The organism is Nocardia anocheti, from assembly GCF_029675105.1.
Lineage (GTDB): Bacteria > Actinomycetota > Actinomycetes > Mycobacteriales > Mycobacteriaceae > Nocardia.
Genome location: NZ_JAQQFV010000001.1, coordinates 462647 through 475209, shown reverse-complemented (window position 1 = coordinate 475209; position 12563 = coordinate 462647). Strand labels below are relative to the sequence as shown.

Annotated in this window: 15 protein-coding genes; 7 read left to right on the top strand and 8 right to left on the bottom strand. The window is 69.2% G+C overall.

Going from position 1 to position 12563, the window contains the following annotated elements; genetic code table 11:
- The first annotated feature begins 112 nt into the window (after positions 1 to 112).
- The 5 genes from QC180_RS02345 to QC180_RS02325 all read left to right on the top strand — a co-directional run bounded on the left by QC180_RS02345 (position 113) and on the right by QC180_RS02325 (position 3110).
- The gene (locus QC180_RS02345) at positions 113 to 673 is read left to right on the top strand and encodes a tetratricopeptide repeat protein (RefSeq protein WP_278260871.1); all 561 of its coding nucleotides are present in this window, start codon (positions 113 to 115) and stop codon (positions 671 to 673) included.
- A gap of 335 nt (positions 674 to 1008) precedes the next feature.
- Positions 1009 to 1362 carry a hypothetical protein gene (locus QC180_RS02340; RefSeq protein ID WP_278260870.1) on the top strand — a complete coding sequence of 118 codons (354 nt, stop codon included), beginning with the start codon at positions 1009 to 1011 and terminating at the stop codon, positions 1360 to 1362.
- Positions 1359 to 2258, top strand: a complete 900-nt coding sequence (locus tag QC180_RS02335) for a hypothetical protein (RefSeq protein ID WP_278260869.1) — start codon at positions 1359 to 1361, stop codon at positions 2256 to 2258. Before QC180_RS02340 ends, QC180_RS02335 begins: the two co-directional genes overlap by 4 nt.
- Positions 2255 to 2728: a roadblock/LC7 domain-containing protein gene (locus QC180_RS02330; protein ID WP_278260868.1), complete on the top strand. Its 474-nt coding sequence runs from the start codon at positions 2255 to 2257 to the stop codon at positions 2726 to 2728. The genes QC180_RS02335 and QC180_RS02330 overlap by 4 nt, the downstream gene beginning before the upstream one ends.
- A gap of 10 nt (positions 2729 to 2738) precedes the next feature.
- Entirely contained in the window at positions 2739 to 3110 is a 372-nt protein-coding gene (locus tag QC180_RS02325) for a hypothetical protein (protein ID WP_278260867.1), read from the top strand.
- A gap of 30 nt (positions 3111 to 3140) precedes the next feature.
- Here the strand turns inward: QC180_RS02325 and QC180_RS02320 are convergent, their stop codons facing one another.
- Positions 3141 to 3686: a dihydrofolate reductase family protein gene (locus QC180_RS02320; protein ID WP_278260866.1), complete on the bottom strand. Its 546-nt coding sequence runs from the start codon at positions 3684 to 3686 to the stop codon at positions 3141 to 3143.
- Positions 3687 to 3894: 208 nt separating this feature from the next.
- Between QC180_RS02320 and QC180_RS02315 the strand changes: the two genes are divergently transcribed.
- A complete protein-coding gene (locus tag QC180_RS02315; RefSeq protein WP_278260865.1) occupies positions 3895 to 4794 on the top strand; it encodes a cutinase family protein in 900 nt (299 codons plus the stop codon).
- A gap of 49 nt (positions 4795 to 4843) precedes the next feature.
- On the opposite strand, the gene QC180_RS02310 is transcribed toward QC180_RS02315, so the two are convergent.
- From QC180_RS02310 to lysX, 4 genes are all read right to left on the bottom strand, one after another.
- A complete protein-coding gene (locus QC180_RS02310) occupies positions 4844 to 5467 on the bottom strand; it encodes a histidine phosphatase family protein (protein WP_278260864.1) in 624 nt (207 codons plus the stop codon).
- A 35-nt stretch (positions 5468 to 5502) separates the two neighbouring features.
- Positions 5503 to 6192 carry a hypothetical protein gene (locus QC180_RS02305; RefSeq protein ID WP_278260863.1) on the bottom strand — a complete coding sequence of 230 codons (690 nt, stop codon included), beginning with the start codon at positions 6190 to 6192 and terminating at the stop codon, positions 5503 to 5505.
- Positions 6193 to 6227: 35 nt separating this feature from the next.
- Entirely contained in the window at positions 6228 to 6728 is a 501-nt protein-coding gene (locus QC180_RS02300) for a hypothetical protein (RefSeq protein ID WP_278260862.1), read from the bottom strand.
- Between the two features lie 139 nt (positions 6729 to 6867).
- Positions 6868 to 10197: a bifunctional lysylphosphatidylglycerol synthetase/lysine--tRNA ligase LysX gene (gene lysX, locus QC180_RS02295; RefSeq protein ID WP_474646384.1), complete on the bottom strand. Its 3330-nt coding sequence runs from the start codon at positions 10195 to 10197 to the stop codon at positions 6868 to 6870.
- A 115-nt stretch (positions 10198 to 10312) separates the two neighbouring features.
- Between lysX and QC180_RS02290 the strand changes: the two genes are divergently transcribed.
- Positions 10313 to 10534, top strand: a complete 222-nt coding sequence (locus tag QC180_RS02290; protein WP_278260860.1) for an RNA-binding S4 domain-containing protein — start codon at positions 10313 to 10315, stop codon at positions 10532 to 10534.
- Positions 10535 to 10557: 23 nt separating this feature from the next.
- On the opposite strand, the gene rraA is transcribed toward QC180_RS02290, so the two are convergent.
- The 3 genes from rraA to QC180_RS02275 all read right to left on the bottom strand — a co-directional run bounded on the left by rraA (position 10558) and on the right by QC180_RS02275 (position 12558).
- Positions 10558 to 11046 carry a ribonuclease E activity regulator RraA gene (gene rraA, locus QC180_RS02285; protein WP_278260859.1) on the bottom strand — a complete coding sequence of 163 codons (489 nt, stop codon included), beginning with the start codon at positions 11044 to 11046 and terminating at the stop codon, positions 10558 to 10560.
- A gap of 47 nt (positions 11047 to 11093) precedes the next feature.
- Entirely contained in the window at positions 11094 to 11549 is a 456-nt protein-coding gene (locus QC180_RS02280) for an SRPBCC family protein (protein ID WP_278260858.1), read from the bottom strand.
- Between the two features lie 64 nt (positions 11550 to 11613).
- Positions 11614 to 12558, bottom strand: a complete 945-nt coding sequence (locus QC180_RS02275) for a CopD family protein (RefSeq protein WP_278260857.1) — start codon at positions 12556 to 12558, stop codon at positions 11614 to 11616.
- Between the last annotated feature and the right edge of the window lie 5 nt (positions 12559 to 12563).

Below are 12563 nucleotides of genomic sequence, written 5' to 3'. Positions count from 1 at the left end.
ATAGACTTTCCGTGACGAGGTGTAACCGGTGATCCGAGGGGGAGCTGTGCCGTTGCCGCCGGGAACGATGGCGAGCCTGCATCGCGCTGCCGAGCGCGGAGACGGTACCGCCATGCACAATCTCGCCAACATCTACTACGACCACAGCGATTTCGAGGCCGCCGAATACTGGTTCCGGCAGGCCTCGGCGGCGGGGCACACGCGGGCCATGAACAACCTCGCCGTGCTGCTCGACAAGCTCGGTGACATCGAGGAGGCCGAGTCCTGGTACCGGCGCGCGGCCTCGGGTGGCAACAGCAACGCCATGTACAACCTGGCCACGCTGCTCTACCAGTACGGCGACCGCACCGATGCCGAGATCTGGTACCACCGCGCCGCCGTCGCCGGGCATCTCGACGCCATGTACAACCTGGCCCGGCTCTACGAACAGCGCCACCATTTCGACGAGGCCGAGTCCTGGTACGCCGAGGCCGCCGACAACGGCGACATCGACGCGATGAACAATCTCGGCCTGCTGCTGCGCGACCGCGGTGCCGTCACCGCCGCGCGCCGCTGCTTCCGTCGCGCCGCCGATCTCGGTCACCCGCGCGCGATGGCCAACCTCGCCGCCCTGCTCGAATCCGAGGGCGCGCATCGCGAAGCCGAATCCTGGTACCGGCGCGCCGCGGGCTGACCCGCACCGCGCGTTGTTTCCGGGAAAAACGGCGTCCACACAAAGGCGAGGTTTGCGAAGTGGATAATTCCGAAGTTCGCGCGGTGATCGCTGGGCGCCGAAAAGGGGGATTGACCTTCGGGTTCACCGACGAGTAGCGAATGACGCGTCCGGTTACTCAAAAGTATTGATACCGAGCGGTTTTCCAGCAAACCCCAGCAAACATTTTGCCCGGCAGCAATTTTCCGGCGTTCGGGATGCGAGTGGTTGCGGGGCGGTATAGCGTCTCGTTTCGATAACCGATCGATGACGGGCCGGGGCGTGTGAATTCTCTCGACGGCTGCTTGCAACGCATCATGGATATTCCCGGTGCGCGCAGCGTGACACTGGTGGACGGGGCCAGCGGATTGGCGATTGCCGCGGCAGGGGCGCACGGCATCGTCGACGAGCACGAGGACGCGGCGGGCACCACCGAGGTGGTGCGGGCCGCCCTCGGCTGTACGGCGCTGTCCGGTGGCCGCGACAACGACGAGATCTCCGAGATCGTCGTCTGTCGCACCTCGGGTTTCCACCTGCTGCACCTCGTCGACGGCGATTTCGACGGCCGCCTGTTCATGCACGTGGTCTTCGACGGTGACACCGGCAACCTGGGCATGGCGCGCTACCAACTGCGCTCGGCGCTCGACGAACTGACGGGTGGGCAACGATGAGCGTCGCGCTCGCCGACGAACTACACCGGCTCGAACAGCAGCGATCCACCGGCGTCCTGCGCGCCGGAGACGGCGAGTTCCACTTCGCCGACGGCGCGATCACCTCGGCGGGCTGTCGCCGCACGCCCGGCCTGGACCGCCTGGTGGTCGAGGCGGGGGTGGCCACCGCGGAGGACTGGCGACGTGCTGGCTCCGGCGACCCCGACGCGCTGCCGCACGGCCCACGCCTGGAAACCCTCGCGGTGCTCTCGGTCTACGACGCGGCCTATTTCCTGCTGGCCTCCCCAGCCGAACCGGAATTCGTTCCGGCGCCCGAGCATTGGCTGTCGAACGTCTGCCGGGTCGCGCCGCACGCGGTGGTGCACGAATGCGCCCGGCGCGGCGATCCGGAGTTCGGGCCGTGGCCCGCGGAGTTGGTCGCGACGCAACCGGTGGTCCCGGCCCAGCGCACCGACGGGAAACGGGTGGTGCTCACCGGCAGTCAGGCCGAGGTGCTCGCCGCCGTCGACAGCCGCCGCAGCATCGCCGACATCGCCCGCGACCTGGGCCGCACCACCTACGGCTGCCTGGTCGCGGTGCGCGACCTCACCGCCGCGGGGCTGATCGAGGCCCCCGTCGCGCGGCGCCGTCACCTCGCCCTCGCCCCGGAACCGGCCCCGCGCCGCATGCCCCGGCCCACGACCGGCGTCCCCGAACTGCCCCGGCGGGTGCCGAATCCGCCGCGACCGACACGTCCCCTCCTCGGGACGAGCGGATCGGGTCGGCACGCGCTCGACGAGGAAGCGACCGCGTCCGTCCGATACCGCGGAGTGCGGCCCTATCAACCCGAGCGCTGGCAACCCGTGGACCGCGACCTACTCATCCGGCTCAAGGCGGCGTTGGAGGAGCTTGCGTGACCGCGCGGAAGAAACTGCTCGGTGATTGGAGGGGAAAGAAGTTGACCAAGGTGATGACCGTGCCCGAACGCAACGCGGCCGTACTGGCCGAACTGAAATCCCTGCGCGAGCGCGTGCCCCGGCTCACGGGGACGATCGTCGCCTCCAGTGACGGCCTGCTCATCGAGCACGATCTACCCCCGCACATCGAACCCGCGGGCATGGCGGCGCTGGCCGCCGCGCAACTGTCGCTGTCGTTCCGGCTGGCCTCCACCGCGCACGGCGGCGGATTCAGCGAGGTCGTCGTGCACGGCACCGACGGGCAGGTGGTGATCTACGCCGCCGGATACACCGCGTTGACGGTGCTGGCGGGCCCGGAAGTGAACGTCGGTCGGCTCCACCTGGAGTCGCGACCGGTCGCTCGCGCCATCGCCGAACATCTGGCGGCGGCGAACATCTCTGGCAACGACCAGGGCAAGCACACCAAATGAAAGGTAGGACATGTCGAATATCGATCTGGCACTCAAGGACATGATGGTGATCGACGGCGCGGTCGGCGCCGCGATCGTCGATTACAACTCCGGCATGGCGCTCGGCATGCTCAGCAGCACCAAGGCCCTGGATCTGCAGATCGCGGCCGCGGGCAACACCGAGGTGGTCCGGGCCAAGATGCGGACCATCGAACAGCTCGGCCTCAACGAGGAGATCGAGGACATCCTCATCACCCTGGGCACCCAGTACCACATCATCCGGCCGATGACGGGCCGCAAGTCCAAAGGGTTGTTCCTCTACCTCGCCCTGGACCGGGCCCGCGGCAACCTGGCGCTGGCCCGCCACCGCCTCAAGGGCATCGAGGAAGACCTCGAGGTGTGAGTTCGGCGACCGCGGGCGAACATCCCACCGTCAGTCCAGCGTGTGGCCGGTGACGGTGAGGATGTTCAACTGCACGCCGTTGTCGAGGGTTTCGGAGCTGGTGAGCTCGAGCTTCGCGGCGGCGTCGACATCGGTGAACAGCCGCAGCCCCTTGCCGACGAAGACCGGGTAGACCACCAGCCGGTACTCGTCGACCAGATTGTGCGCGCGCAGTAGTTCCACCAGCGCGCCGCTGCCATAGACGAGCAGGTCGTGCTCGGCGCGCAGCTTCGCGATGGACTCGGCCAGATCGCCCTCGATCCGGGTGGCGTTCCAGTCCAGCTCCGCGGTGGTGGAGGTGGCGACGAACTTGGGCATCGAGTTCATGCGGTCCTTGTACTCGCCCTCCTCGGGGTGCTCGGGCCAGGCCGCGGCGAAGCCCTCGTAGGTGACGCGGCCGAGCAGCAGCGCGTCGGCGTCGAAGACCTCGGGGTTCTTGAACGCGCCGATGGCGTCGTTCCAGTACGGCGCGGTCCAGGCGGGGTTGTCGATGATTCCGTCGGCCGAAACGAACTCCGCCACAACGATCTTGCCCATGATGTCCTCGATTTCCGGTTGATTCGATCTTGCTCGGTTGCTGTGTAGACGACAGTGTGACGCGGAATTCATCGGTGGCGCGGTCATGCGATCGTTCGCCGACTGTCGGAAATCGGACATGGACACCCGGTCATGTGGCACTGGCGGGCCGGTGGCTTTATTGTGATTCGCGGCGAGGTCTGGGAAGACAAGGTTGAACTGGAGCGGCATGCGTTTGAAGAAAGTTGCCGCGGCACTGGGTGCTGCCGCGGCGATGACCACCGGAATCATGGTCGGTAGTACGAGTGCCTCCGCGGCACCGGGTTGCCCGAGCCTGTATGTCGTGGCGATCCCGGGTACCTGGGAGACGGGCCACGACAAGGAGCCCGGCCCCGGCATGCTGGCGGGCGTCACCAACGGACTACCCCGCAATACCGACGTCGACTATGTGACCTACGCCGCGACCGCGTTCCCGTGGGAAGGCGATGTGTACGGCAACTCCAAGAAGGAGGCCGTCGACACCGCACGCGGGCTGATCACCGCGAAGCTGGCCGCCTGCGCCGACACCAAGGTCGCGCTGGTCGGCTACAGCCAGGGTGCCGACGCCGCGGGCGATCTCGCCGCCGAGATCGGCATCGGCATCGGCCCGATCCGGCCCGAGCGCGTCGCCGCCGTCGGCCTGATCTCCGACCCGCGCCGCTCGCCGACCGATGTGCAGGTGGGCCCGCACGCCCAGGGCGCTGGCGCCGGTGGCGCGCGTCCCGGCGGCTTCGGCTGGATCAGCGACCGGGTGCGCACCATCTGCGCGGTCGACGACCTCTACTGCGCCACCGCCACCGACGATTTCGTCACCCGGTTCGCCGGTTTCCTGGCCCAGAGCTCGGACGCCAACCCGGCCAACCTGTGGCGCTACCAGATCGAGGCGGGCGCGATCATGAACGACCTGATGGCCCACGGCGGCGTCCCGACGCTGCAGGCCCAGCTGTCGGAGGCCGCCAACCAGCAGCGCGCCAAGGACCTGGAGCGCTTCTACCGCTCCCAGGCCCACACCCTCTACGGCTCCTACCCGGTGGGCGGCGGCCAGACCGCCATCACCTGGATGCACAACTGGATCGCCCAGCAAGCGTGAGCTGACACGATGACAGGCCCGGTGTCCACGACACCGGGCCTGTGGTCTGTCAGGGGGCGGTGCGGGAGAGGTTGCGGGGGAGCAGTTCCCAGACGTGGCCGTTCTCGTTGATGGTGGCCGCGGTGCGGGTGCCGGTGCGGGAGTAGAGGATGCGGGTGATCGAGCAGTAGTCGATCGGGAAGGTCAGCGGGCGGGGCAGGCCGAGGATGTCGGCCAGCAGCACGTTGACCACGCCGCCGTGGGCGAAGGCGACCACGGTGTCGGTGGGGGCGCTGCTCGCGACCAGGGCGTCGACGGCGGTGAGGACGCGGGCGGTGAAGGCGGGGCCGTCGATCTGCTCGGGCAGGTAGCCCGCCTTGATGCGGGCGTAGGCGTCGGCGAAATCGGTCTTCGCGTCCTCGATGGGGATGTAGGCGGGCAGGTCGCGGTCGTATTCGGCGAGGTCGTCGACGATCTCGACCGCCAGGCCGCGCGCGGTAGCGGTGGGCGCGGCGGTGTCGCGGGCGCGGCGCTGCGGGCTCGAGACCACGCGGACGATGTCGTGGGCGGCCAGCGCGGCGGGCACCCGCTCGGCCTGGCGCCTGCCGATCTCGGTCAGCGCCGGGTCGGCGGCGGCGGTGGACGTGCCGACCACGCGGTCGGGCTGGGCATGACGCACGAGAATCAGCTGCACGCCCCTCACTCTGCCCCATCCCCGGCGGCGCCGCCTCACGGCTCCGGGTCGACCTCCTCGCGCCCGGTGACATCGGCGACGTCGAGGATGACGATCTCGCGGCCCCGCTCCCGCAGCACCTTCAGGAACCCCGGCGGATTCTCCATCACATACCCCTCGAGCACACCGTCGTTCCTGGTGTGGATGCGTTCGAGCGAGACCCACGGGTCCTGCACGACGGTGGCGAGGATCAGCGCCGCCACGGTGACGATCAGCACCGAACTGCGCAGGAACCAGTGCGCGAACCGACTGTGCTCATGCCTGTTCCGGTGGGGCAGCACCAGCGCGTAGAGGGTCAGGCCGACCAGCACGGCCAGCACCGCCACCCACCACTGCCGGAAGGTCCACAGCAGCGAGACGAAGAACAACGCGACGGTGATGAACCAGGTGAGATTGCCCGCGGTGGACCAGCTCGGTCTGCCGAGGGCGATCTGATGGATGAGCGCGGCGGGCAACAGGATTCCCAGCGCGCACCCGGCCAGCACCGGCGCCGCCATCAACGTGCCGAGGACCATGGCGGCCACATCGCCGATGCCGAGGGTGCCGACCAGGGAGAACGCGGCGTTCCAGTCGTAGTCGGTCACCGCGAACAGTCGCAGGAGCAGGAACAACGCGGCCAGACCGGTCGCGGAGAGCCCCTTGGCGAACAGGTGATCGTTCGAGGACTCGCGGGGATGCCTCGTCATCGAACGAGGGTATCGCCGCGAGTCCTCCGATCAGGTCAGGGCTGGCCGTAGGGCGGCTGACCCGGCTGACCATAGGGCGGCTGCCCCGGCTGGCCGTACGGCGGTTGACCGGGCTGACCGTAGGGCGGCTGACCACCCGGCTGACCGTAGGGCTGCTGCCCGTACGGTTGCTGACCGTAGGGCTGCTGACCCGTCTGCCCGTACGGCTGACCACCGGTGTTCCCGAAGGGCTGCTGCCCGTACGGCTGCTGCCCCGGCTGACCGAAGGGCGGTTGCCCCTGCGGCGGCTGATTGTTGTTCTTCTTCTTGAGCATCACGACGACCACGATGATCACCACCACGATCACCAGGCAGCAGATGCCGCCGAAGATCGTGCCGACGCCGCCGCGGCTCTTGCTCCCGCTGCTGCCCCGGCTCTTCTTCGCCAGCACATCGAGGGCGGTGTTGACCGTGTCGGAGCTCGCCAGGGTGTCCACGCTGCTGCTCAGCAGGTGTGGATCGGCCAGCGAGGCCGTGGTCAGCAGATCCAGATACATCTATTCCCATCCCGTCAGGCGTTCGCGTCCGGCATTCCTCCCGGTGCCGGTCCGCGAGACCGATGGTGCCGCAACGACACCGAACTTCCAAGATCGGGACGTCTACGCGCATTGTCGACGCCTCGGGACGGGTACCCGATCAGCGAGGTTTCACCAGAGGAAATGGCAGGGTTTCGCGAATGCTGCGACCGGTGATCAGCATGACCACCCGGTCCACGCCCATGCCGAGCCCACCGGTGGGCGGCATGGCGTGTTCGAGCGCCTGCAGGAAGTCCTCGTCGAGCTCCATCGCCTCCGGGTCGCCGCCCGCGGCCAGCATGGACTGTTCGGTGAGACGACGACGCTGCTCGACCGGATCGGTGAGTTCGCTGTAGGCCGTGCCCAATTCGACGCCCCAGGCCACCAGGTCCCAGCGCTCGGTGACGCCGTCGATGCTGCGGTGCGAGCGGGTCAGCGGGGAGACCGAGGTGGGGAAGTCGAGGTAGAAGGTGGGTTCGGTGGTGCGCGCCTCCACCAGGTGCTCGTACATCTCGAGCACGACCTGTCCCGCGTCCCAACCGTGTTGATAGTTCACGCCGACCTGATCGCACAGCTCGTGCAGCCGCTCGAGCTCGGTGCGCGTGTTCACCTCGGCGCCGACCGCCTCCGAGACCGCGCCGTGCACGGTCTTGACCCGCCACTCGCCGGAGATGTCGACGGTCTCGAAACCGCCGTCCTCGGTGGGCCGCAGCGCCACCTCGGCGCCGTTGGCGGCCACCGCCGCGTCCTGGATCAGCTTGCGGCACAGCTGCATCATCCGCAGGTAATCACTGTGCGCCTCATAGGCTTCCAGGATCGTGAACTCGGGATTGTGACTGAAGTCCACCCCCTCGTTGCGGAAGGTGCGGCCCACCTCGAACACCTTCTCCATGCCACCCACGCACAGCCGCTTGAGATACAGCTCGGGGGCGATGCGCAGGTACAGATCCAGGTCGTAGGCGTTGATGTGGGTGCGGAACGGGGTCGCGTTGGCGCCGCCGTGGACCTGCTGCAGGATCGGCGTCTCCACCTCGAGGAAACCCCAGTTGTGCAGGGAGTCGCGCAGCGAGTGCAGCACCGCGCTGCGCTTGGCCATCACCTCGCGGGTCTGCGGGTCGATCGCCATGTCGACGTAGCGTTGGCGCACCTTGGCCTCGGCGTCGGCCAGGCCGCGCCACTTGTCGGGCAGCGGATGCAGGCACTTGCCGTTCATCCGCCAGTCCTGGGCCAGCAGCGAGAGTTCGCCGCCGCGACTCACCCCGAGCTGGCCGCTCACCTCGATCAGGTCGCCCAGGTCGAAGAATTCGGTGAACTCGGCGCTGCGGTCGGCGCCGACGCGTTCGCGGTCGATCAGCAGCTGGATCTCGTCGGTCCAGTCGCGCACCACCGCGAAGATCACGCCGCCGTAGTCGCGGATGCGCAGCAGTCGTCCCGCCACCCGGACCGTGGTGCCCTTGGGACAGCGCCTGGCCTCGGCGATGGTGTGGGTCGGGGGATAGGCGACGGGGTAGGCGTCCACCCCGGCGGCGGTGAGTCGGCCGAGTTTGTCCAGGCGTACGCGGACCTGTTCGGGTCGGCGCGGGCCCTGGTCGGTGGCGGCGTCGGTGGCGGATTCGGGCGCGCTGCCGTCGTCGTGCAGGCCGGTGACGCTCTCGGGCACCGAGGGGTGCGTGCCGGTGTGCACGGCGGCGTCGGGTTCCTTGCCCAGCCGCGGCAGGAAGCCTTCGGCCAGGCCGCATGCCGTGGCCACGCGCGGCAGCTGCCTGCTCTCCTCGAACAGGAAGAACCGGGGCACCCAGCGCGGCTGATACTTCACATTCGAGCGGTACAGCGCCTCCAGCTGCCACCAGCGCGAGAAGAACAGCAGCACCCCGCGCCAGGCCCGCAGGATCGGACCGGCGCCGATGCGTCCGCCCTCCTCGAACACCGAACGGAACACCGCGAAGTTCAACGAGATCCGGGTGACGCCGTACTGGTCGGCGGTGAGCGCGAGCTGCGAGATCATCAGCTCCATCACGCCGTTGGGGCTGGTCGGGTCGCGCCGCATGAGTTCCAGCGAGACCCCGGAGCGGCCCCACGGCACGAACGAGAGCATGCCGCGCACCCGCTCCTCGCCGTCGCACGCCTCCACCAGCAGGCAGTCGCCGTCGAGTGGGTCGCCCAGGCGGCCCAGCGCCATGGAGAAGCCGCGCTCGGTCTCGGTGTCGCGCCAGGCGTCGGCGCGGCCGACGATCGCCGCGTACTCCTCGGCGGGGATGTCGCGCCAGCGGCGGATACGCACCTCGTAGCCCTGCTTGCGCAGCCGGTTCGCGGCCTGACGCACCTGTTTCATGTGCGGACCGGCCAGCGAGAAGGTGCGGGTGTCGAGGACGGCCTCGTCACCGAGCCGCAGCGCGGTCAGACCCGCGTTGCGGTAGACGGTGGCGCCCGCTTCGCTCGCGCCCATCACCGCGGGCGCCCAGCCGAACCGGTCGGCCTGGCGCAACCAGGCCCGCACCGCGGGCTCCCAGGCGTCGTGGGTGCCGATCGGGTCGCCGCTGGCCAGGCACACGCCCAGTTCCACGCGATAGGTGATGGCGGCCTTGCCGTTCGGCGCGAAGATCACCGCCTTGTCGCGGCGGGTGGCGAAGTAGCCCAGCGAGTCCTCGACATCGGCCTCGGCGAGCAGACCGCGAATGGCCGACTCGTCGCGCCCGGTCATGGCGTTGTCGGCGCGCTGGGAACGCAGCAGCACCACCACCGCGCCCAGCAGCGCGCACGCGCCGAACAGGCCGAGCAGCAGGTTCACCCAGTGCGGCGGCGCGCCGTCGAAGTTCTCGTTGTCCACCAGGATGGCGGCGGTGACCCGGTAGAGCGACCACAGCGGCCGCTGCCAGCCGTCGGCGGGCAACGAGCCGGGGAACAGCTCCACCAGCCCCCACCCCAGCAACCAGCCCGCCGCGATCCCCGCGACCAGCACGCCGAGCGCCTTCCAGGCCGCGCCGGGCCGCACCCGGGTGTAGAACTGCTTGCGCGCGGCGATCAGGATGACGATCACCACCACGTGCACCACGCACGCCACCAGCGCGTCGACATCGCCCTTGTCGGTGTACTCGGCGATATTGGCCAGCGCGAACAACGCCAGATAGCCGATCAGTAGCCACCAGGCGATCCGTTTGCGTCCGGCCAGCGCGGCCGCCAGCAGACCCACCACCAGCGCCCACACCAGACTCGTGTCGGGGGCGTCGAAGTAGTAGGTGTCGACGTAGTGGCGCGGAGTGTGGGTCAGATACCGCAGCGCGGGCGACAGACTCCACAGAAAACACAGCACCGCGAACACCCCGAGCACCAGCCCGGTGATGTGCGGTACCTCCGACAGGCGACCGTGCGGACGGTGCGTCGCCGGGGCGCCCGCTCTGTCCGCGGGGGGCGCGGCGGCGCGTGGATGTTCGGTTTGCGCGGAGGTCACCAGTCCAGTGTGCGTGTATCCGCGCCGGATGGGTACGGCCGCGAGCGCGGCGTGTTCCGCCCGCGCGGCAACGGGGCCGGTTGCACGCGGTTTTCGGTGGAGGAGTAAGTATTAGCGCATGTCCGAACCAGTCGATGTGCCCATCGATGACGAGGTCATCAAGCTCGGGCAATTCCTGAAACTGGCCAACCTGATCGATTCGGGTTCCGAGGCCAAGACGGTGATCGCCCAGGGCCTGGTCCGAGTCAACGACGAGGTCGAACTCCGCCGCGGCCGCCAGCTACAGGTCGGCGACGTGGTGATCCTGGCCGGACACAAGGTGCGGGTGTCCGGGAACTGATCCCCGAACACCCGCCGAGTGGTTCAGTCCTCCGCGCGGACGACGACGCCGTCGTGGTCGCTGTAGAGCATGTCGCCGGGGACGAAGCTGATGCCGCCGAACTCCACGGTGACGTCCTTCTCGCCGCTGCCGGTCTGGGTGCTCTTGCGCGGGTTGGTGCCCAGCGCCTTGACCCCGATGTCGAGGGTGCGCAGGATCGCCGAGTCGCGCACCGCGCCGTTGACGATCACGCCCGCCCAGCCGTTGTCCACGCCACGGCCCGCGATGATGTCGCCCACCAGGGCGGTGTGCACGCTGGCGCCGCCGTCGACGACGAGCACCTTGCCCTCGCCCGGCTCGCTCAGGGTCTGCTTGACCAGCAGGTTGTCCTGGAAGCAGCGGATCGTGGTGATCCGTCCGGCGAACGCTTCCCGGCCACCGAACTGGATGAACTGGGTATCGCAGGAGCGGATCTCGGGGCCGATCTCGTCGGCCAGATCGGCGGTGGCCACAACATTCGCTGATTCGGTCATGGAGCCGATTGTGTCAGGTCCGGCCGACGAGGTGGGACCCGTCCTTCTCAGGCGCTGGCCTGGTGGGCCTTCTCGATCTCGCGACGCAGCGAATCGGTGGTGTGCTGCACGGCGATCTTGATGAACGGCTCGATCGTCTTGGCCAGCACCTTGCCGGTGAGGCCGCCGCCGACGGAGAAATCGATGACCGCGTCGATCGTGCACAGCTCGGGGCCCTTGGGCAGGAACCGGAAGGTGGTGACGATCTCGATGCCCTTGATCGAGCGGGTGGCGATGAGCTGGTTCTCCTCCCAGCCCACGACCTCGATCCGGGAGGTCAGCGAGGCGGGGCCCAGCTTCATCTTGCCGTCGAAGGTGGCGCCGAGGCCGTCGGTCTGCGCGGTGACCGGGGTGAAGGACTCCAGGCCGTACCAGAACTTCGGCAGGTTGTGGTAGTCGTTCATGAAGGCGAACGCGGTCTCGGCGGGCGCGGCGCAGTCTTCGGCGATCCTCACTTCGGTCATGGCGCAACTCTAGCGGGGTTCGTACATCGTCCAACGGAGCTGTGGACGAACGTGACTCAGCCGACTACGCGGTGACGGCCAGCGTCGCGGCCAGGCCGAAGGCCAACCCCATCACCGTCACCTCGAGCGCGGCGTTGCGCAGCGAATCCGCCGCCGTCACCCGATGACTCGCGGCCTTGGCGACCCACCCGCGCCGCCACCACCAGCCCAGCCCCACCAGCACCGCCAGCACGAGGACCTTCGCCAGCAGGATGCGCCCGTAACCGCTCGTCCACAGCGGGGCGAGGCCGCCGAGCCGGACCAGCCCGTCGATCAGGCCGGTCAGCGCGACGGCGAGCACCAGCGGCCCGGCCAGCGCCGAATAGCGCGGCAGCGTGGCCGCCCACTCGCCCCTGGTGCGCAGCACCACCGCCATCGCCAGCAGCAGCCCCAGCCAGCAGGCGGCGGCCAGCGCGTGCACCGCGGCCAGCACCGAACCGAACGCCTGCTGGGACATGTGCCCGGTGATCGGGCGCAGCGCCAGCGCGACGGCGGCGAAGACCAGCACCAGATCGGCCGAGGCCGACTCCGGCCGACGGAACGCCACCGCCGCGTAACAGGCGATCGCGCCGGTGCAGAACAGGATCGCGATGCCGATCTGCCCGCCGCTGAGCCTGGTCAGGAAGGTGCCGAACTCGGCGGCGCCCAGCGCGCGCACCGGCACCCCGACGATCTCGGCGGCCTCGCACACCAGCACGGCGAACTCGGCGGCGAACCAGATCCCGGCCAGCGCCGCCAGCGGCCGCCAGCTCACCGTCAGCCGGTCCTGGAGCCGGGGCAGCGCCGCCAGCCCGAGCACCACCGCGCCCGCGCCGTCGGCGACCACCCGCGCGCAGGCCACGCCGGGGAATCCGCCCCCGCCGCGCAGCCCCCAGGCCAGCAGCACCCCGGCCAGCGCGGTGACCACGACCGGCGCCAGGACCCGCCACTGCCGTGGCGTCGTCCCGGGTTCCCGGCGACCGATCGTCATCGTGG

Excerpts from the sequence above, each read along its gene's own strand:
- QC180_RS02345 (WP_278260871.1), top strand. The coding sequence starts at position 113 with ATGCACAATCTCGCCAACATCTACTACGACCACAGCGATTTCGAGGCC.
- QC180_RS02340 (WP_278260870.1), top strand. The coding sequence starts at position 1,009 with ATGGATATTCCCGGTGCGCGCAGCGTGACACTGGTGGACGGGGCCAGC.
- QC180_RS02335 (WP_278260869.1), top strand. The coding sequence starts at position 1,359 with ATGAGCGTCGCGCTCGCCGACGAACTACACCGGCTCGAACAGCAGCGA.
- QC180_RS02325 (WP_278260867.1), top strand. The coding sequence starts at position 2,739 with ATGTCGAATATCGATCTGGCACTCAAGGACATGATGGTGATCGACGGC.
- QC180_RS02320 (WP_278260866.1), bottom strand. The coding sequence starts at position 3,686 with ATGGGCAAGATCGTTGTGGCGGAGTTCGTTTCGGCCGACGGAATCATC.
- QC180_RS02315 (WP_278260865.1), top strand. The coding sequence starts at position 3,895 with ATGCGTTTGAAGAAAGTTGCCGCGGCACTGGGTGCTGCCGCGGCGATG.
- QC180_RS02305 (WP_278260863.1), bottom strand. The coding sequence starts at position 6,192 with ATGACGAGGCATCCCCGCGAGTCCTCGAACGATCACCTGTTCGCCAAG.
- QC180_RS02300 (WP_278260862.1), bottom strand. The coding sequence starts at position 6,728 with ATGTATCTGGATCTGCTGACCACGGCCTCGCTGGCCGATCCACACCTG.
- QC180_RS02290 (WP_278260860.1), top strand. The coding sequence starts at position 10,313 with ATGTCCGAACCAGTCGATGTGCCCATCGATGACGAGGTCATCAAGCTC.
- rraA (WP_278260859.1), bottom strand. The coding sequence starts at position 11,046 with ATGACCGAATCAGCGAATGTTGTGGCCACCGCCGATCTGGCCGACGAG.
- QC180_RS02280 (WP_278260858.1), bottom strand. The coding sequence starts at position 11,549 with ATGACCGAAGTGAGGATCGCCGAAGACTGCGCCGCGCCCGCCGAGACC.
- QC180_RS02275 (WP_278260857.1), bottom strand. The coding sequence starts at position 12,558 with ATGACGATCGGTCGCCGGGAACCCGGGACGACGCCACGGCAGTGGCGG.